The sequence below is a fragment of the Candidatus Pantoea multigeneris genome, assembly GCF_011752615.1.
GTDB classification, from domain to species: Bacteria; Pseudomonadota; Gammaproteobacteria; order Enterobacterales; family Enterobacteriaceae; genus Pantoea; species Pantoea multigeneris.
In genome coordinates this window covers 297,550-315,958 of record NZ_VWXF01000006.1, presented here as the reverse complement: position 1 = coordinate 315,958, position 18,409 = coordinate 297,550, and the positions used below count along the sequence as shown (strand labels likewise).

The 18,409-nt window shown below is 50.7% G+C and carries 20 protein-coding genes and 5 pseudogenes; 15 read left to right on the top strand and 10 right to left on the bottom strand.

Features of this window, described 5'->3' with window-relative positions:
• The 6 genes and pseudogenes from F3J40_RS16060 to F3J40_RS16035 form a co-directional block, all read left to right on the top strand.
• Positions 1-1,001 (top strand): RHS repeat-associated core domain-containing protein (locus F3J40_RS16060; protein WP_205297383.1); only part of this gene is annotated, 1,001 nt, incomplete at its 5' end.
• Positions 998-1,450, top strand: a complete 453-nt coding sequence (locus tag F3J40_RS16055; RefSeq protein WP_167016164.1) for a hypothetical protein — start codon at positions 998-1,000, stop codon at positions 1,448-1,450. The genes F3J40_RS16060 and F3J40_RS16055, both read left to right, overlap by 4 nt.
• Before the next feature lie 140 nt (positions 1,451-1,590).
• A pseudogene (locus F3J40_RS16050) lies at positions 1,591-2,133 on the top strand (RHS repeat-associated core domain-containing protein); the annotation flags it as partial.
• On the top strand, positions 2,126-2,566 hold the full coding sequence (locus F3J40_RS16045) for a hypothetical protein (RefSeq protein ID WP_167016160.1): 441 nt from the start codon (positions 2,126-2,128) through the stop codon (positions 2,564-2,566). The pseudogene F3J40_RS16050 and the gene F3J40_RS16045, both read left to right, overlap by 8 nt.
• A 150-nt stretch (positions 2,567-2,716) precedes the next feature.
• A pseudogene (locus F3J40_RS16040) lies at positions 2,717-3,355 on the top strand (RHS repeat-associated core domain-containing protein); the annotation flags it as partial.
• Position 3,356: 1 nt separating this feature from the next.
• Complete coding sequence (locus F3J40_RS16035; protein WP_167016158.1) at positions 3,357-3,818, top strand: hypothetical protein; 462 nt, start codon at positions 3,357-3,359, stop codon at positions 3,816-3,818.
• On the opposite strand, the pseudogene F3J40_RS24930 reads toward F3J40_RS16035, so the two are convergent.
• Positions 3,804-3,965 (bottom strand): annotated as a pseudogene (locus F3J40_RS24930) (SymE family type I addiction module toxin); the annotation flags it as partial. The gene F3J40_RS16035 and the pseudogene F3J40_RS24930 sit on opposite strands and share 15 nt — an antisense overlap.
• Before the next feature lie 290 nt (positions 3,966-4,255).
• On the opposite strand from F3J40_RS24930, the gene istA reads away from it, so the two are divergent.
• The 7 genes and pseudogenes from istA (at position 4,256) to F3J40_RS16005 (ending at position 8,128) form a co-directional block, all read left to right on the top strand.
• Positions 4,256-5,434 (top strand): IS21 family transposase, encoded by a 1,179-nt coding sequence (gene istA, locus F3J40_RS16030; RefSeq protein WP_167016156.1) that lies wholly within the window; start codon positions 4,256-4,258, stop codon positions 5,432-5,434.
• Positions 5,431-6,213 (top strand): IS21-like element helper ATPase IstB, encoded by a 783-nt coding sequence (gene istB / locus F3J40_RS16025; protein ID WP_167016154.1) that lies wholly within the window; start codon positions 5,431-5,433, stop codon positions 6,211-6,213. The genes istA and istB overlap by 4 nt, the downstream gene beginning before the upstream one ends.
• A 131-nt stretch (positions 6,214-6,344) precedes the next feature.
• Positions 6,345-6,432: pseudogene (locus F3J40_RS25285) on the top strand (RHS repeat-associated core domain-containing protein); the annotation flags it as partial.
• Entirely contained in the window at positions 6,408-6,689 is a 282-nt protein-coding gene (locus F3J40_RS24740) for a hypothetical protein (protein ID WP_205297382.1), read from the top strand. The pseudogene F3J40_RS25285 and the gene F3J40_RS24740, both read left to right, overlap by 25 nt.
• A 1-nt stretch (position 6,690) precedes the next feature.
• Positions 6,691-7,026: a hypothetical protein gene (locus tag F3J40_RS16015; protein WP_167016152.1), complete on the top strand. Its 336-nt coding sequence runs from the start codon at positions 6,691-6,693 to the stop codon at positions 7,024-7,026.
• Between the two features lie 148 nt (positions 7,027-7,174).
• Positions 7,175-7,712, top strand: a pseudogene (locus tag F3J40_RS24925) (RHS repeat-associated core domain-containing protein); the annotation flags it as partial.
• A gap of 8 nt (positions 7,713-7,720) precedes the next feature.
• Positions 7,721-8,128, top strand: a complete 408-nt coding sequence (locus F3J40_RS16005; protein ID WP_167016150.1) for a hypothetical protein — start codon at positions 7,721-7,723, stop codon at positions 8,126-8,128.
• Positions 8,129-8,411: 283 nt separating this feature from the next.
• Here the strand turns inward: F3J40_RS16005 and F3J40_RS16000 are convergent, their stop codons facing one another.
• From F3J40_RS16000 to tesA, 5 genes are all read right to left on the bottom strand, one after another.
• Complete coding sequence (locus tag F3J40_RS16000; protein WP_167016148.1) at positions 8,412-8,873, bottom strand: NfeD family protein; 462 nt, start codon at positions 8,871-8,873, stop codon at positions 8,412-8,414.
• Complete coding sequence (locus F3J40_RS15995; RefSeq protein ID WP_017346779.1) at positions 8,873-9,787, bottom strand: SPFH domain-containing protein; 915 nt, start codon at positions 9,785-9,787, stop codon at positions 8,873-8,875. The genes F3J40_RS16000 and F3J40_RS15995 overlap by 1 nt, the downstream gene beginning before the upstream one ends.
• Before the next feature lie 58 nt (positions 9,788-9,845).
• Positions 9,846-10,703, bottom strand: coding sequence for a co-chaperone YbbN (locus F3J40_RS15990; RefSeq protein WP_167016146.1), 858 nt, complete (start codon positions 10,701-10,703; stop codon positions 9,846-9,848).
• 75 nt (positions 10,704-10,778) lie between these two features.
• Positions 10,779-11,555 carry an SDR family oxidoreductase gene (locus F3J40_RS15985; RefSeq protein WP_167016144.1) on the bottom strand — a complete coding sequence of 259 codons (777 nt, stop codon included), beginning with the start codon at positions 11,553-11,555 and terminating at the stop codon, positions 10,779-10,781.
• Between the two features lie 107 nt (positions 11,556-11,662).
• Positions 11,663-12,292, bottom strand: a complete 630-nt coding sequence (gene tesA / locus F3J40_RS15980; protein WP_240155494.1) for a multifunctional acyl-CoA thioesterase I/protease I/lysophospholipase L1 — start codon at positions 12,290-12,292, stop codon at positions 11,663-11,665.
• Here tesA and ybbA point away from each other — a divergent pair.
• Positions 12,263-12,949 (top strand): putative ABC transporter ATP-binding protein YbbA, encoded by a 687-nt coding sequence (gene ybbA, locus F3J40_RS15975; RefSeq protein ID WP_017346783.1) that lies wholly within the window; start codon positions 12,263-12,265, stop codon positions 12,947-12,949. The two genes, tesA and ybbA, sit on opposite strands and share 30 nt — an antisense overlap.
• Positions 12,946-15,363, top strand: a complete 2,418-nt coding sequence (gene ybbP / locus F3J40_RS15970) for a putative ABC transporter permease subunit YbbP (RefSeq protein WP_167016140.1) — start codon at positions 12,946-12,948, stop codon at positions 15,361-15,363. Before ybbA ends, ybbP begins: the two co-directional genes overlap by 4 nt.
• 30 nt (positions 15,364-15,393) lie before the next feature.
• Here ybbP and purK read toward each other — a convergent pair whose 3' ends face one another.
• The 4 genes from purK to ppiB all read right to left on the bottom strand — a co-directional run bounded on the left by purK (position 15,394) and on the right by ppiB (position 18,311).
• Positions 15,394-16,458 carry a 5-(carboxyamino)imidazole ribonucleotide synthase gene (gene purK / locus F3J40_RS15965; RefSeq protein ID WP_167016138.1) on the bottom strand — a complete coding sequence of 355 codons (1,065 nt, stop codon included), beginning with the start codon at positions 16,456-16,458 and terminating at the stop codon, positions 15,394-15,396.
• A complete protein-coding gene (gene purE / locus F3J40_RS15960; protein WP_017346786.1) occupies positions 16,455-16,970 on the bottom strand; it encodes a 5-(carboxyamino)imidazole ribonucleotide mutase in 516 nt (171 codons plus the stop codon). Before purE ends, purK begins: the two co-directional genes overlap by 4 nt.
• A 130-nt stretch (positions 16,971-17,100) precedes the next feature.
• Complete coding sequence (locus tag F3J40_RS15955; protein WP_017346787.1) at positions 17,101-17,817, bottom strand: UDP-2,3-diacylglucosamine diphosphatase; 717 nt, start codon at positions 17,815-17,817, stop codon at positions 17,101-17,103.
• The gene (gene ppiB / locus F3J40_RS15950) at positions 17,817-18,311 is read right to left on the bottom strand and encodes a peptidylprolyl isomerase B (RefSeq protein WP_017346788.1); all 495 of its coding nucleotides are present in this window, start codon (positions 18,309-18,311) and stop codon (positions 17,817-17,819) included. Before ppiB ends, F3J40_RS15955 begins: the two co-directional genes overlap by 1 nt.
• Positions 18,312-18,409 lie beyond the last annotated feature (98 nt).

Below are 18,409 nucleotides of genomic sequence, written 5' to 3'. Positions count from 1 at the left end.
ACCGCTATGACCCGTGGGGCAACCTTATCAGCCGCCGCTGCGGCTGGCTGGAGCAGCACTACGAATACGATGACGACAACCGCCTGATACGCGCCCGCGGCACCGGCCCGCAGGGCCGCTATCAGGCTGAATACCACTACGACGCGCTGGGGCGGCGCAGCAGCAAAACCGTCACGCGCGAACAGTCTGCGCCGGAGACCACCCGCTTTGTCTGGCAGGGCTGGCGTCTGCTGCAGGAGCAGTTTGCCCCGCACGCCGGCTACGGGGACCGCTGCCGCACCTGGTGCTACGACCCGGACAGCCCGTGGACGCCGCTGGCCGCGCTGGGCCACACCGGCGGCTACCCGTCGGTGCAGATCCAGTATCTTCACTGCGACCTGAACAGCGCTCCGCTGGAGTGCACCGACGAACAGGGCCAGCTGCGCTGGTCCGGCGACTATGCCCCGTTCGGCGAGGTCACCAACCCGGTAATCAACAGCATGCCGATGCTGAAAAATCAGGTGCATATCCCGCTGCGCTACGCCGGACAGTACGAAGATGAGGAAACCGGACTACACTACAACCTGTTCCGCTACTACGATCCGCAGGTTGGCCGCTTTACGACCCCGGATCCGATAGGGGTGCTGGGTGGGTTTAATCTTTACCAGTACGCGCCTAATCCTAACGGGTGGGTGGATCCGTGGGGCCTGGCTTCAAGAAATGTTGCGTTTAAATCAGCAAAACAACAAGCAGGGATTCCTAAAAGCAGCCAATTTGAAACTCACAAATATGTATATGATAGTGAATTCGAAAACAGAACTGTTTATGAATTTAATGTTGATGGTAAAAAAAGATATGTAATCCTTCATGAAGAGGATAAATTTGGCCGAGGGCCACATTTCCACGCTGCTGATGATGAAAGAAGAAACCCTATGGAAAAAGGGAAATATAATCAATACCCTGGACATCACCCCGAAGACATGAAGGGATTTGACTCTAAAAATAAGAGAAACTGCTCATGAGTAAAAGTCTTTCTAAAATTGAAGCCTTGAAAGAAAAAAATGACCAAAAAATCATCGCCATGGATATTTTTGGAACGAGAGATGGTGATTTTACTTTTCTCGATAGCATTAGCTCAAAAGAAAAACTATTGAAGCTTGACGAAATAGCATATGAGCATGTTGTAAACAAAATTAAACGCAGTGAAAATAAAAGTCTAGAAGAGACTTATCAAGCATTCGAGTCAATTGTAAACGATAGCTTAAATCACTCACTTGCAAATATCTCATTCTTTATTTTTGGTAAAAGCGCATATGAAGTGACACTTCCAACTGAAACATTCCTGAAGTTTTACTCTAAAATTAGAGAGAAACTGGCTTATCGTGACATACTGATCTACCAGAGCGATTACTCCTTTGGGCTATGTTTAATGCTAGATGAACATTACATTTCTATAGCAAAATGGGAATAACTTTCGTACGAGTAACGGTCGTTTTCTGTCTATGCAATTATTGCCATTAATAGCACTATGACCTGAAAAACGCCCCCTAAAGCGAGGTCACCAACCCGGTTATCAACAGCATGCCGATGCTGAAAAACTAGTTGCATATCCCGCTGCGCTACGCCGGACAGTACGAAGACCGGGAAACCGGGCTACACTACAACCTGTTCCGCTACTACGATCCGCAGGTCGGCCGCTTTACGACCCCGGACCCGATAGGGGTGGCGGGTGGGTTTAATCTTTACCAGTACGCACCGAATCCTAACGGGTGGGTAGATCCGTGGGGGTTAAACTGTGTTACAACAAATCGACGTAGTGCTTTAAATGAAGCAAAGGATCTTGCTGGGATCCCACGGTCCCAACAACCGAACAGGCAATGGACTGTTGGGAATGACAAAACCAGACAAGGACAAACTAATTATATGTATTCAGACGATCTGGCGTCACATGGCAGATATTATGAATATACTAATTCAAGTGGTCACCAGAGAGTTGTCGTGGAACATACAGCTGATCCTAGAGCACCTTTTCCACACACTCATGCAGGAAAACCCAAAACTGGTGCTAACCCAAGGACCTATGATTTCAAAACTCATAGGTATCAGAAAATTATCCACCCTAAAACTAACGATCATCACATTTATTATGAATAAAAAACTTGAAGAGAAAATGCTCTTACTAAGAGCGAGACATACATATAAAAACCTAAGTGGAATAGATAAGATATCTTTCGACTTAAATATTGATAATACGACAGCCAGTTTAATGGAGGGCGTTAACTCCCTTAATAAAATAGAAAACATTAATAAATCATTAATTATCCCCCATCCTATTATTAAGGATGAATTAATTAAAAAATTAATCATGCTATCACATAAGACAAGTGATTTCTCTTGCTGTTTTATATTTGAAGGTGAGTTAAAAGTAAGTGCATCTGGTTATGATTTTAATGCTTTCCTATCCAGTATAATTGATATTGACGGCACATATGATATAAATATTATTTTAGAAAATCCGATTGGAATTCTTAGTGTAATTGATAATGAATATGATATCCATATATATTACAAAGAGATAGGGTTATAAATTAATTACATTGTTTCAATTGAAAATAATATAAATTGGCAGGAGAAATGAAGCTGGCACAGGGAAAAATATGATGATTTAATCCTGAAGCAGATAAAAAAAGGATTCATTGCTATATGCTAGCAGCCCTTTATATCCATAATTTAGTGCACCGACGAGCAGGGCCAGCTGCGCTGGTCCGGCGACTACGCCCCGTTCGGCGAGGTCACCAACCCGGTTATCAACAGCATGCCGATGCTGAAAAATCAGGTGCATATCCCGCTGCGCTACGCCGGGCAGTACGAAGATGAGGAAACCGGACTACACTACAACCTGTTCCGCTATTACGATCCGCAGGTCGGCCGCTTTACGACCCCGGATCCGATAGGGATCGCAGGCGGGCTGAACCTGTACCAGTACGCACCTAATCCGAACGGGTGGGTGGATCCGTTTGGTTTGAGTGGGGAACCAATAGGCAGTGAGAATAATCCATTTGGTTCTTCTCGTGCTGCCCGTCGTGAAGCTATGAGGCAAGCAGGAATACCCACAAGTCAGCAACCTACCAGCCAATCAAGAAATAGTTCTGGTTGGGAATACAGATATGAAGTGCCTAAGCCAGGTGGGGGCACAATACCTGCAACAGTACAACAACAAACGATGGATGTTAGCCATTTAGATCAACCACATTGGGAAGCTGGTAAAGTTAAAGTTGATCCTCGGACAGGTGAAACAAGCATGAATGATTATGGTAGACCTAAAATAGCCAATCCGAAAGGTAAGGCATACTATAAAAATAAGTGTGGTGGTTGATATGAACACAGATCAATATAAAAAAGAACTACTGTATAGAAAAGCAAATGGAAAGCGTCTTGCTGAAGATTATGTATATAAGGTAGTTTCATTATTTACAGTAGATGAAAATAGCTTGGTTTTTATGGGGCTAAAGGAAACTGATGAGGTTCTCTCTTCCTCATGCGGAGCCAAGGTAAAAGAAGAGAAAATCAAGGTGTTGCAGCATGAATTAGGTGATTTTCTTAAAGAGTTAAAAAATGATGATTCATCATATTATGTTTTTATAGATGAAGACTGGAAATATTGCGGCTCATTTATCATATCGTCACTTTGCTTATTGAATGAGAATTTCTCATTTGGTAAGAAAATAATCAATGATATTTTATTTATCTCAACTGATTTCAAGAAAAGTATAAGCCTTGATTATTATGAACTAAATGGAGATTTTTTTATTGATATAACTACATCAATATCTATGTGAAAAAGCCGGGAATATTTTAATCCTTCCCACTTTAATCACCTGTTTAACCTGATAAATTTGCTCGCGTAGCTCCTGAATCTCGTTATTGCCTGCCATCAGCACAATACACCCACCTGAAATTTTCACGATCACGCCGCGCCCGGTCTCAACGCGCCCGCAGAACCCGGTTACATCGCACAGCAAGCTGCACGACATATCCGGGTTGCCGGTAAAACGGAGGTTGTTAGTATAATGCGGTGCAGACAGGGCCAGTCACAGCGAGGTGGTAGCGTGCGAGCCAAAAGTGCGCGTCGGGGCATCGAAAAAAAACCGAGTCGTAACCGGCAGAACTGACGTTGTTAGCAACAGTGATATAAGGCCTGAAAACAACACAATTTTTGTCCACTCCACCCAACATGCGCTTCTCTTAAGGTTCCTGGGCCTGTCGGAGTTGCCACATGTTAAGCAGAGGGGACTTACTCATGATAAAGCAGATGCGTATTCATGGCGCACACATTATCGACATTGCACACCATGTCGGCTGTTCTGAACGCACAGTCCGGAGACACCTTTCAACGCAGAACAGCGTTTCTCGCCCCCCACGCGAGAAAATGAAAAAGCTGCAGCCTTATATGAACTGGATCGATCAGCGGTTGCGTGAGCACGTCTGGAACGCTGAAGTGATTTATCAGGAAATTGCACAGCAGGGGTATACCGGATGCAGAACCCTGCTTCGAAAATACATTCAGCCTAAACGGAGCCTGCGTCCTTCTAAACAGACCATCCGCTATGAGACTCAGCCCGGAGAGCAGCTCCAGCATGACTGGGGAGAAGTCGATGCTGTTATTGCCGGACAGCCCTGCAAAATCAGTTTTGCCGTGAATACGCTGGGTTATTCCCGCCGTTTTCACGTGTGGGCAACACAAAGCCAGGATGCGGAGCATACTTATGAGTCTCTGGTCAGGGCTTTTAACGGGTTCGGAGGTAGCGTGCGCACCGTCCTGGTCGACAATCAAAAAGCCGCTGTACTCAGGCACAGCAACAGCGGTGAGGTCGTGTTCAACGGTGGCTTCCTGATGTTAGCGAAGCACTATGGCTTCATTCCCCGCGCCTGTCGGCCCCACAGACCGCGTACCAAAGGCAAGGTGGAGCGAATGGTGAAGTATCTCAAGGAGAATTTTTTTGTCCGTTACCGCCGCTTCGACAGTCTGGCACATGTTAATCAGCAACTGGAACAGTGGCTGGTAAATGTCGCAGATGAGCGCCCGCTACGCTACTTTGCCACCACTCCCGCAGAACGCTTCAATGAAGAGCGTTCAGCACTTCAGAGCCTCCCCTCACAGGCCTTCGATACGAGTTATCGCGATCTGAGGCAGGTCGCGTGGGATGGCTATATCGAAGTCAGGGGTAACCGCTACAGCGTACCGGAAACGCTGTGTGGCCATCCTGTCAGCATTCGCGTCACGCTGGACAATGAACTGCGTGTCTATGCAGATGAAAACCTGGTCGCCAGTCATCAACTCAAAACGGACACCCATGAGTGGCAGACGGTGCCGGAACATCACAAACCGCTCTGGCAGCGTAGCTGCAGCGTCGCCGCCCGTCCGCTGACCGACTATGAGGAGTTGCTGAAATGAATGATCTTGATGAGCTCCTGCTTCGCCTAAAAATGGACACCCTGCCTGATGCGGTGGAAAATCTGCTGGAACAGGCTGTCAAAGAAGACCTTAACGCCCGGGAAATCCTGATGAGAGTACTCGGGCATGAATGGAACAACCGGAGATATAAAGGCACGGCCGCACGGCTGAAACAGGCCCGTCTGCCCTGGGTGAAAACGCTGGAGCAGTTCGACTTCAGCTTCCAGCCGGGTATAGATCAGCGAATAATCCGCGAGCTCGCCGGACTGAGCTTCGTGGAGAGAAATGAGAATGTCGTTCTGCTGGGCCCTCCCGGCGTGGGTAAAACACACCTCGCAGTCGCGTTGGGTGTAAAGGCCGCAGAAGCGGGTCACCGGTTACTGTTCATGCCACTGGATCGCCTGATGGCAGCGCTGGTGAAGGCGCGACTCGAAAACCGACTGGAACGCCAGTTGCAGCAACTGAGTTATATCAGGGTGCTTATCCTGGATGAGATCGGTTATCTGCCGATGAGCCGGGATGAAGCCAACCTGTTCTTCCGGTTGATGAACCGCCGTTATGAAAAGGCAAGTATAATCCTGACGTCAAACAAGAGCTTCAGCGACTGGGGTGAAGTGTTCGGTGATCATGTACTGGCAACAGCGATCCTGGACAGGCTACTTCATCACTCAACGACGGTGAATATAAAAGGCGAAAGCTACCGACTGAAAGATAAACGTAAAGCCGGCACGATAACGCGTCGGGTGCCGGAAAAGCAGGAGGTAGAAAGCAGCAACTGAGTGTTAAAAACCGGACAAAAAGCGCGTTGAAATAAGGCCAGTACTGAGCGTTGTTGACAACGTCAGAAAGTCAAGTTACATCAGAAGGTTAAGTCGCCTGAAAAGTATGGCCGCACCGGAATCGCTCCGATGATACGATTGGGGTAGCGGGTGGGTTTAATCTTTACCAGTATGCGCCGAACCCGACGGGATGGGTGGATCCTCTTGGACTGAGTTTCCTAGAAATAATGGGTGATGCCGCGACAACGACTGGGAAAAAATTTCAGGGAGCTGAAATTTACAAAGTTACTAGTAAAGTTAAAGTCGGGGGTGTAAATTTCAAGAAAGGTGATTACTTCTATCTTTATAATCTTCATAAAGATCATTATGAAACCTTTTCATCGTTAGATAAATCTAAAGGTGTATTTAATTTAGATGATTCTTACAATGAAAGGAAGTCATTAAAATCCGCAAAAACAAAATGGCCAGGATGTTAATATGGATAAAAAATTAAAAATTGAAATCCTTAATAATAAAGATGACCTCATTGAGGGAACTTTCTGCTACCTTTTTTTCGAGGACAGAGTTTTCGATGAGTCATTACTGATTAATCTAATAGAAAATACGAGGGATTACCTTTCAAAAAATATTGATGGCAGAGAAATAATTGAGTTTCTAAAATGGCTCAGCATATGTACAAACCAATGCTTCTCATCTCACAATGCAAAAGATGACTTATACACTATAAGTAATTATAAGATTGAAATGGAAACAAAATGGCATAATGCATGGGAGCCGATGATTTTAAGATTAATAAATTTGCGTTTAAAATAATCATAATCAATGATTTTCGCAATTTATGATTTTTAGTGATGCGACATTTTAAAAAAGAGTAACAAGGTTCGAGGAGAGCCCGTTATTACTTGCTTCGTATAGCAGGAGCTGGATCTGCTGCAGGAGCATCGTGACACTCGTACCAAAGGTACGGTGGTCCGGCGACTACGCCCCGTTCGGCGAGGTCACCAACCCGGTTATCAACAGCATGCCGATGCTGAAAAATCAGGTGCATATCCCGCTGCGCTACGCCGGACAGTACGAAGATGAGGATACCGGGCTACACTACAACCTGTTCCGCGCAGGTCGGCCGCTTTACGACCCCGGATCCGATTGGGGTAGCGGGTGGAACGAATCTTTATCACTATGCGCCGAACCCGAACGGGTGGATTGATCCATTAGGCCTTACGGGCTGGCAAATAGATGGAGAGAAAACGACAGCTATATTACAAGGTGGCCCATTTAAAGAGAAATATTATAAAGATGGAAAAACAGGATTGTGGTGGTCCAAGGATACTACCGGCCATGGAGGTTCAGCATATAAAGTATACAGAGAAAACTCTACATCCTTGGAATGGATCGCAGATGCTGATAAAGATGGCCAGTTTATGCCTGATAAACATAAAGGCGACACAGGAAAAAGCATTCCCAAGAAGGGTTGCAAAAATATATCGGTTAAGAAATAGGATTGTTTATGATTAATTCAGCAGAAGAATTTATAGAGTTAAGGGATAGTGATACTCCTGCTAAATATAATAGGGCTGGAAAAGATGATGCTCCTGTTTCGGTATGGTGGGACCTCATAGAAAAATATCCCCATATGAGAGTCTGGGTAGCAAGAAACAGAAATATACCTAAAGAGATAATACATCACCTTTCTAAAGATGATGATCCTATAGTGCGGGATGCAATTTGCTCTAAATATCCACTTGATATAGAGTTATACCTTTTATTTTCAAAAGATTCAGATGAGGGCGTTAGAGCAAGATTAACCTTCAATAAGGGATTGCCTATGGATATTCTAAAAGATATATCTGAAAACGATTCTAGTGAATTCGTCAGATCTCAAGCTGTAGATAATTATAAAAGACGAGAATATTAAATAATAAAACCCGGGAGGTAATTAAACCATCCCGGTTTAATTCGGTATTTAAATTCTGTGTGTCAATTAAAAGGTGCATCTTTAGCTACCTGTTTATGCTGGTAAATGTAAATGTAAATGTAAATGTTCAGTGCCAATGCCTCGTTACAGTCAGCGATCAGAATGATGCACCCGTGCGAAATATTCACAGTAATGTAATCCCTTGCATCGGAACCCAACGCCAATAAAAATTTTTTCGGGATAAAAGACCGGATGTTTTATTTACCATCCGGCATTTGCGTTTTTATTGAGCTGGCGTTACCGGAATGATGCGCAGCGTGATGCCATCAATCCCGGTTACCATGACCTCTGTTCCGGCGGGTAGGGAAGTAGTGGCCTGAACGCGCCAACTGCTGTCGCCGATGCGTACATGGCCAATCCCATTCACCAGCGCCGTCTCCAGCGTCAAACGAAAGCCAATCAGCTGATGGCCGCGTTGGTTCAGAGAGGAAACCACAGGCTGACTCTTCTGATCACGTTGCATCCAGCGATACCACAGATACAGGCTGAGTAGCATTAACACCGCAAATAAGCTGCCCTGTACCGCCCAGCTGAGGGGAAACACCCACTCCACTAAACCCACCAGAACGGCGGCAACACCACTCCATAACAGATAACCACTGGTGCCAAGCATTTCGGCGGCCAGTAGCAGGCCGCCTAACGTCAGCCAAAACCAGTGTGGATGAGCGATGAGATCGAGCAGCATCAGGATTTATTCTCGCGGCGAGATTCACCCAAGAGTTCGCTAATGCCCGCAATCGACCCGAGCAGGCTGCTGGCCTCAAGGGGCAGCATCACCACTTTGCTGTTACTGGATTCGCCAATTTTTTGCAGTGCTTCGGTGTAGCGTTGGGCGACGAAATAATTCACCGCCTGGATATTACCGGCGGCGATGGCGTCTGAAACCATTTGGGTTGCACGAGCTTCGGCCTCAGCCTGACGCTCACGCGCTTCGGACTCGAGGAATGCAGAAGTTCTTTCACCTTCCGCTTTCAGGATCTGCGACTGTTTTTCACCTTCAGCGCGAAGAATTGCTGCCTGGCGTACGCCCTCGGCGGTGAGGATGTCCGCGCGCTTAGTTCGCTCAGCTTTCATCTGCGCATTCATTGCCGCGATCAGTTCCTGCGGCGGACGTACGTCACGAATCTCAATGCGGGTAATTTTAACGCCCCACGGATTGGTCGCTTCATCGACGATGTGCAGCAAACGCGTATTGATGTTATCGCGCTGCGACAGCATCTCATCCAACTCCATGCCGCCTAACACGGTACGAATATTGGTCATGGTCAGGTTGAGAATAGAAAGTTCAAGGTTGCTGACTTCATACGCGGCACGTGCAGAATCAATCACCTGAATAAAACAGACGGCATCGATGGTGACGTTAGCATTGTCTTTGGAAATCACTTCTTGGGAAGGGACGTCGAGCACCTGCTCCATCATATTGATCTTACGGCCAATACGGTCCATGAAAGGCACTACGAGGCTTAAACCGGGTTCTAAGGTGCGGGTATAGCGGCCAAATCTTTCTACTGTCCACTGAAACCCCTGGGGAACGATTTTAACGCCTGACCAGATGATCACCAACGCGACCACGATAAGGACGGGAATTACCGTAAGCATACAACCTCCTGACTGTCGGAATAGCGGGCCGAGTCTGTTCGGCCCGAGGATCGAGCACTCAGTAGAGCAGGGAGTAGAGCTGGCGACGATAACGTGACGCCAGCGCATCACCTGTACCGAGCGCGGCTAAAATTTCCTGCAACATTTTACGCGCCTGACCATCTGCTGCATTAAGGTCGGTCTTGATGAAACTGAATAATAATTCCAGTGCCTCTTCGTTACGGCCAACCTGATGAAGCTGTAAAGCAAGTTTAGCAGCCAGTTCTGCATTTTCCGGTTCGCTTTGTAGCTGGGTCTGCAACTGCTGGATTTCCGGCGTATCTGCGGCCTGCTTGAGCAGATCAATTTGCGAACGCAGGCTCTGATAGCGGGTATCTTTATCCTGTAATGGCACGACATCCAGTACCGCTTCGGCTTCATCACTGCGATTGAGGGTGATGAGCACTTCTGCCAGCAGGAAACCAATTTCAGTGGCTTGTTGACTCAGCTGCCAGGCATCTTTCAGTAATGGCAGGGCGTCCAGCGGCTTGCCCTCATCCAGCAGCGCCATTGCTTGCTGTGCTTTCAGTTCTTCTTCACGCGGCAGGACTTTTTGCAGCAGGGCGCGAATCGCTTCCTCTGGCTGCGGTCCCTGGAAGCCATCAACCGGCTGCCCATCTTGCAGCAGATATACGGTAGGAATAGCGCGCAGGCCAAACTGCGAGGCCACCATAGGTTCTTTATCGCAGTCCACCTCGGCCAGAATGAACTGCCCGGCGTACTCCTGCGCCAGGCGCTCCAGAACCGGAGTCAGCTCCAGGCAGTGTTGACTGCGTTCGGACCAGAAATAGAACAGCACCGGCACCTGCATCGACTGTTCGATGGTTTGGTGCAGGTTGGCTTCGGTAACGACGATGATGGGCGCTTGAGGTGACATAGTGAATCCCTTAATAAAAAGTCTTAAGAGGATATGGGGCTGGTGGCCCCAACTTCAAGCACCATTTGCAGGTTGTCAGGCGCGTCCGCGCAAAATGCGATCCAGTATCCAACCCGGCAGCAAGCGTTTGAGAACCGTCATTATCTGTGCGACCAGCGTCACCGCATAACGCAAACGTGGATTTTTACTCTCCAGCGCATGATGAAGTTTAGGTAGGATGGCTTCCGGTGGCAGGGTGAATCGATCTGCGCTTGCGGGATTCAGCACGGGATTGGCGCTGTCACCTTGCCTGACGTTTTCAGTAAAACGGCTGCTGATCGGGCCGGGTTCGATCAGACTGACGCGTATGCCTTGGGTATGTAACTCCATCCGCAGCGCATCACTCCAGGCTTCCAGTGCGAACTTACTGGCGGCATAGGCTCCACGCCCCGGCATGGAGATCAGCCCAAGCACGGAGCTGGTGTTGATAATTCTGCCATCGCCGCTGGCTTTCAGTGCCGGTAACAAACGCAGGGTAAGTTGGTGCACGGCAAACAAGTTGGTGGAAAATTGCTGTTCCAACTGCTGGCGCGTAAGCGTATGCAGTGGGCCATAAATCGCGAAACCGGCGTTATTGAACAAGGCATCAAGGCGATGTTGAGTCAGGGCTAAGACCTCATCGGCTGCGCGATCAACACTGGCTGCATCATCAAGATCGAGCTGTAGCCCTGTCAGGCCGAGGCTGTTCATCTGAGCGACGTCAGCGGGCTGACGACAGGCAGCAATCACATGATAACCGTGTGAGTGCAGGTCTTTCGCCGCTGCAAGGCCAATGCCGCTAGAGCAGCCCGTTATCAAAATGGTTTTTTGCATAATGCATCTCAGGCCAGGTGGCAAACGGAAAGAAAAGGGATAAAGACGTGACAGCGGAAATGTAAAACAGCAAAAATCATCACTGCTGCTTTACATTTCTTTACCCCTTAACCCTGAGTGGCACGTTTTACCAGGGGAGCCAGCGTTTTCGCCATCAGATCGGCGATAAACGGCTGCGCATCGGGATTGGGGTGGATACCATCTTGTTGCATCCACTCAGGTTTAAGGTAGACCTGCTCCATGAAAAAAGGTACTAAGGGCACGTGATACTGCTGCGCCAGCGCCGGATAAATCGCGCTAAAGGATTCAGTATAACGGCGGCCATAGTTAGCCGGTAAACGGATTTGCATCAGTAACGGTTGTGCGTTTGCCGCTTTCACTTCGTCGATCACTTTGCCCAGTACCTGGCTGACATTGGCGGGAGGAAAACCACGCAGGCCATCGTTACCGCCCAGTTCGATTAACACCCACTGCGGCTGATGCTGCTTTAATAGGGCAGGCAGGCGAGCCAGACCTTGTTCGGCGGTGTCACCGCTGATACTGGCATTGATCACTTTGGTTTGCGGCTGCCACTGCTGCGCCAGCAGATTCGGCCATGCGGCACTGCCCGCCATGCGGTATCCGGCACTCAGGCTATCGCCCAGAATTAACAGGGTATCGGCGCTGGCAAAGCGTGATACCAGCAACAGTAAAAACAGGAAGGGATAATGCCAGCGGAAAACATTGTTGCGGTTCATCATCTTACTAAGTCCGTCGGTCAGGGAGAGCATCAGCTAACCATCCTCACCGGAGTTGAGCTGGTTGTCAAACCGGCGGAAACCATCGCCCTGATTGGGGAGTCGGGTTCTGGGAAGTCCACGTTATTAGGGATTTTGGCCGGTCTGGATGATGGTACTGAGGGGGAAGTTCACCTGTTCGGCCAGCCTCTGCACCAGATGAACGAGGAGCAGCGGGCAGCGCTCCGGGCGCAACAGGTGGGATTTGTCTTCCAGTCTTTCATGTTGGTGCCTACGCTCAGTGCGCTGGAGAATGTTCAGTTACCTGCGCTGCTACGCGGTGAGAACGACCGTCAAAGCCGCGAACAGGCACGCGCGTTGCTGGAGCAACTTGGGCTGGGTAAACGACTCAATCACCTCCCGGCTCAGCTCTCGGGTGGGGAACAGCAACGAGTGGCGCTGGCGCGCGCTTTTAGTGGCCGACCCGGCCTGCTGTTTGCGGATGAGCCAACCGGCAACCTGGATCGTAAAACCGGGGAACGCATTGTTGACCTGCTGTTTTCACTCAATCGTGATTTTTCCACCACGCTGATTCTGGTCACCCATGATGAGCAGTTGGCTGCCCGTTGCGATCGCCAGTTGAGGCTGGTTGATGGCAAATTGCAGGAGGTGCAATGATCTGGCGCTGGTTCTGGCGCGAGTGGCGTTCGCCCTCGCTGTTGATTGTCTGGCTGGCGCTGACGCTGGCTGTGGCTTGCGTATTAGCGCTGGGGTCAATCAGCGATCGCATGGAAAAAGGCCTGACCCAGCAAAGCCGTGATTTTATGGCCGGCGATCGTACGCTGCACAGCAGCGCCTTGATTCCCCAGTCGTGGCTTGATCAAGCCCAGCAGGATGGGCTCTCAGTCAGCCGTCAGCTGATCTTTATGACCATGACCTTTGCAGTAGATAAACCGCAGTTGGCTTCGGTAAAAGCGGTAGACAATCACTACCCCATGTTCGGCACCTTGCTAACCAATCCTCCGGGTCTCAAGCCCGCGCCCGGTACCGCTCTGGCTGCACCTCGCCTGATGGCGCTGCTAAACCTGAAAGTGGGCGATAAGCTGGATGTGGGAGATACCACGCTGACTATTGCCGGTGAGTTGATTCAGGAACCGGATGGCGGGTTTAATCCGTTCCAGATGGCACCACGCCTGATGATTAATCTGGCGGATGTCGATAAAACCGGCGCGATTCAACCCGGTAGCCGCTACACCTGGCACTATAAATTTTCGGGCAATCCCGATCAGCTTGCCGCTTATGACAGCTGGATCAAACCGCAGCTAAAACCGGACCAGCGCTGGATCAGCGTTGAAAACTCGGAAGATGCGCTGGGCCGTTCCATGCAGCGAGCACAGCAATTTCTGCTGCTTTCCGCCTTACTGACGCTGATGTTGGCAATTGCGGCAGTCACGGTCGCCATGAATCACTATTGCAGCAGCCGCTATGACCTGATCGCGATCCTGAAAACCCTGGGGGCTTCTCGCCAGTCGCTACAAAAACTGATTATCGGCCAGTGGCTGGCGGTACTGGTATTGGCCGCAATATGCGGCAGCGTGATAGGTCAGGGCGTAGAAGCGGCACTGCTGGTGATGCTCAAACCGGTCTTACCGGCGGCTTTACCTGCGGCTAGTGGCTGGCCGTGGCTGTGGGCCTGTGGTTCTCTGTTTACTATCTCGTTGCTGGTGGGTATTCGCCCCTATCGTCTGTTACTGGCGACTCAGCCACTGCGCGTATTACGGCGTGATGCCGTTGCCAATCTGTGGCCGCTGAAATTTTATCTCCCCCTGATGGTGCTGGTGGTGATCGGTTTACTGGCGCTGCTGGTGGGCAACAGTAAGTTACTCTGGTCGCTGCTGGCGGGCGTTGTGCTACTGGCCGGGCTGTTATCTCTGCTAGGGTGGGGGACTTTGCTGCTGTTACGCCGCCTGGTGGTGCGCAGTCTGGCATTGCGATTAGCCATTAATCGTCTGTTACGGCAACCGGCACAAACCCTGAGCCAACTGGCGGCATTTTCATTCTCCTTTATGCTGTTGGCGCTATTGCTGGTGATGCGGGGCGATCTGCTGGATCGCTGGCAGCAGCAACTTCCGCCAGACAGTCCCAACTATTTCCTGTTAAACATTACCCAGGATCAGGTGCCGCAGGTGCGGGATTTCCTGCAACAGCATCAGATCCAACCAGACACGTTCTATCCTGTTGTACGCGTGCGTTTGACTCAACTTAATGGCGAAGATGCCGATCCGAAAAAAGATCCGTCACTGAACCGTGAATTGAATTTGACTGCGTTAGCCGAGAGGCCAGAACATAATCCGATCGTGGCAGGAAGCTGGCCGCCAAAAGCAGGTGAAGTCTCCATGGAAGCCGATTTAGCCGATCGCCTCGGTGTGAAACTGGGCGATACCTTGACCTTTACCGGCGATACTCAACAGTTCAGTGCGCGTATCAGTAGCCTGCGGAAAGTGGACTGGGAGAGCTTACGACCTAACTTCTTCTTTATTTTCCCGCCGGGCGCACTGGATGCGCAGCCGCAAACCTGGTTGACCAGTTTCCGGTTGGAGAACAATCCGGAACTGTTGGCACAGTTGAATCGCCAGTTCCCGACGCTGAGCCTGCTGGATATTGGCAGTATTCTCGGCCAGATCGGCCAGGTGCTCAGCCAGGTGAGCCGCGCACTGGAAGTGATGGTCATACTGGTGACGTTGTGTGGTGTGCTGCTGCTGTTGGCTCAGATTCAGGTTGGCATGCGCCAGCGGCGTCAGGAACTTGTGGTCTATCGTACCCTTGGTGCTGGCAAGCGCCTGCTGCGTACCACGCTGTGGTGTGAGTTCGCACTGTTGGGTGTGGTAGCGGGGATTGCGGCGGCACTGGGCGCAGAAGCGGCGCTGTGGGCGTTGCAGCGTAAGGTGTTTGATTTCCCCTGGCAGCCAGACTGGACGTTGTGGCTGGCGCTACCGCTGTGTGGTGCGCTGTTGCTCTCATTGTGCGGTGGCTGGCTGGGCGTACGTCTGCTCAATGGCAAAGCGCTGTTCCGCCGTTTCGAATCGGCATAAAAAAAGCCGGTCAGTGACCGGCTTTGCTGATTACAGCTTTTCTACTGCCCAGGCGATGCCGCTGGCATACTCCTGCGGCAGTTGTGGCACCAGAGCATTCAGTGCAGCGGCTAAACGCGGGTGATCGCTGTCGCTGAGGTTGAGATGTCCGACTTTACGGCCAGGACGTACTTCTTTCTCATACCAATGCAGATGTACCAGGGGCTGCGCCAGCCAGTCATAATTGACGTCGGTGCCAATCAGGTTAACCATCACTGAAGTGGCTGCGACCACGGGCTGCGGCAGCGCCAGGCCAAGAACCGCACGCAAATGCAGCTCAAACTGGCTCACAGAAGCACCATTTTGCGTCCAGTGACCACTGTTGTGCACGCGAGGCGCTAACTCATTGATCAGAAGACCTTCAGGCGTAATAAAGCACTCCATCGCCATTACACCAACATAGTTCAGTTCATGCATAATCGCGCTGAGCATGCTTTCAGCCTGCGCCTGCTGCGCGGCATCGGCTTGCGCGAAGGCTACGCTGGTGCGCAGAATGCCTTCCTGATGGAGGTTATGGGTTAACGGATAGAACACCGTGCTGCCGTCATGTCCACGCGCACCGACCAGCGAAACTTCACCAAGGAAGTTAATGCCTTGCTCAACAATACACTCGCCATAGCATTCGTCTGGCAGCGTGTCCGTTTCGTTGGCACGCAGACGCCACTGGCCGCGACCATCGTAGCCACCGGTGCGACGTTTAACGATCGCCAGTTCACCAAGGGTGCTGAACACCTGCGGCCATTCTGCTTTATCTGCCAGTAACTGCCACGGCGCTGTCGCCAGATTGAGCTGGTCGAGCAGCTGTTTCTGCGTCAAACGGTCAGCCAGACGCGGGAAGATGTCGCGGTTCACAAAGGCTGGATGGTTAGCCAACTCGCGCGTGAGGGCGGTTTCAGGCCAGCGTTCGACTTCGGCGGTGATCACACTCTGTGCAATCGGCAGTGACTCGGGCTCCGCATCAATTCCAACCGGATACACCTGAATACCCAGTGGCTCAGCGGCCTGACGCAGCATGCGTCCTAGCTGGCCGTTGCCCAGTACGCAAACCGGCTTCATGCTTCCTCCCGTGGGTCCGGGTTATTCAGCACATCATCGGTCTGGGCCTGACGCCAGTTCGCCAGGCGCGTATTCAGCGCTGCGTCGTGAATCGCCAGGATCTGTGCAGCCAGCAGGCCAGCATTGGCAGCACCGGCTTTGCCGATCGCCAGCGTACCCACTGGGATCCCGCGTGGCATCTGTACAATGGAGTAGAGGCTGTCAACGCCGCTCAAGGCTGCGCTCTGTACCGGAACACCCAGTACCGGCACCAGCGTTTTGGCTGCCAGCATACCTGGCAGATGAGCGGCACCACCGGCACCCGCAATGATCACCTGGTAGCCATTATCGGCGGCGGTTTCAGCAAAGCTGAACAGCTTATCTGGCGTACGGTGAGCAGAAACCACTTCAACATTGAAGGGGACGTCCAGCGTGGTGAGGATTTCCGCAGCGAACTGCATCGTGGCCCAGTCACTTTTGGAACCCATGACAATAGCGATACGGGCCGTGGTGGCGGCAGCATTGGATGACATGCGGTCAACTCCTGTGAATATTCATACGTACCTGGCCGGTCGGGCAGGTGAAGAAGGGCACAGAGAATAGCATGAGAAGTGCGGAAGGAAAACGGTTGCGTCAGAGGAAAACCGGCACAAGGGCCGGTTTTCAGAACGGAAAGCGGATCAGTTGAATACCGTTGGCATCGAGTTGGATCATCGACCCTTCTTCGTGCCACGCACCCAGTACGGCACGCTGTGCGGGTTGGGTCTGCAAGGCAAACTGATGAATCGCTGGTCGATGCGTATGGCCGTGGATCAGCGTTTTCACCTGCTGGCGTAGCATGGTGCTCTCCACCGCCTGCAAATTCACATCCATAATACTGATGGATTTGTGCTGATTAGCCTGCTTGCTACCTGCACGCATTTTACCGGCAATACGCTGACGTAAGCGTAAAGGCAGCGCGAGAAACAGCCGTTGTAGCCAGCGTTTATGCACCTTGGCGCGAAAATTCTGGTAGCCCGTATCATCCGTGCACAAGGTGTCGCCGTGCATAATCAGTACCCGGTGACCATAGCACTCCAGCACCTGCTCTTCTGGCAACAGGGTCATGCCGCTGGCGCGCGCAAAACGCTGCCCAAGCAGGAAATCACGATTGCCATGAATAAAGAAGGTCGGGATGGGCAGTGCACGCAGTGCCTGAGCGATTTGTTGATGCAATGGATTGGGATCGTCATCACCGATCCAGGCTTCGAACAGATCGCCGAGAATGTAGAGCGCATCGCAGTGTGGCGCTTCTCGCTGCAAAAAATGCAGAAAACCGGCGGTAATCGCCGGTTCTTCCTGACACAGATGCAGATCTGCGATAAACAGGGTGCGAGACATTACTCGCTAACGGTGACTTTCTGGATCACTACGTCATCAACTGGCACGTCCTGGTGCATGCCGCTGCGGCCGGTTTTTACCGCTTTGATTTTGTCTACAACGTCCATACCTTCAACCACTTCTGCGAACACGCAGTAGCCCCAACCCTGCAGATCAGCAGAACGGTAGTTCAGGAAGTCGTTGTCGGCTACGTTGATGAAGAACTGAGCGGTAGCGGAGTGAGGAGCCTGGGTACGCGCCATTGCCAGCGTGCCTTTGGTGTTTTTCAGGCCGTTGTTCGCTTCGTTCTTGATCTCGCCTTTGGTTTCTTTCTGATCCATGCCTGGCTCGAAGCCGCCGCCCTGAATCATAAAGCCGTTGATCACACGGTGGAAAATGGTGTTGTCGTAGAAACCTTCACGGCAGTAATCCAGGAAGTTTTTCACGGTTGCTGGTGCTTTGTCGTCGAAAGTTTTGATGACGATGTCGCCATGATTGGTCTGGAAGGTAACCATTATTCTCATCCTGTAAAGGGTAGTCAGTGTACGCACCACGTCCCGGTGCGGGGCGCGGGCTTATAGTCGACGGTTTTTATAACACAAATTGACATGAT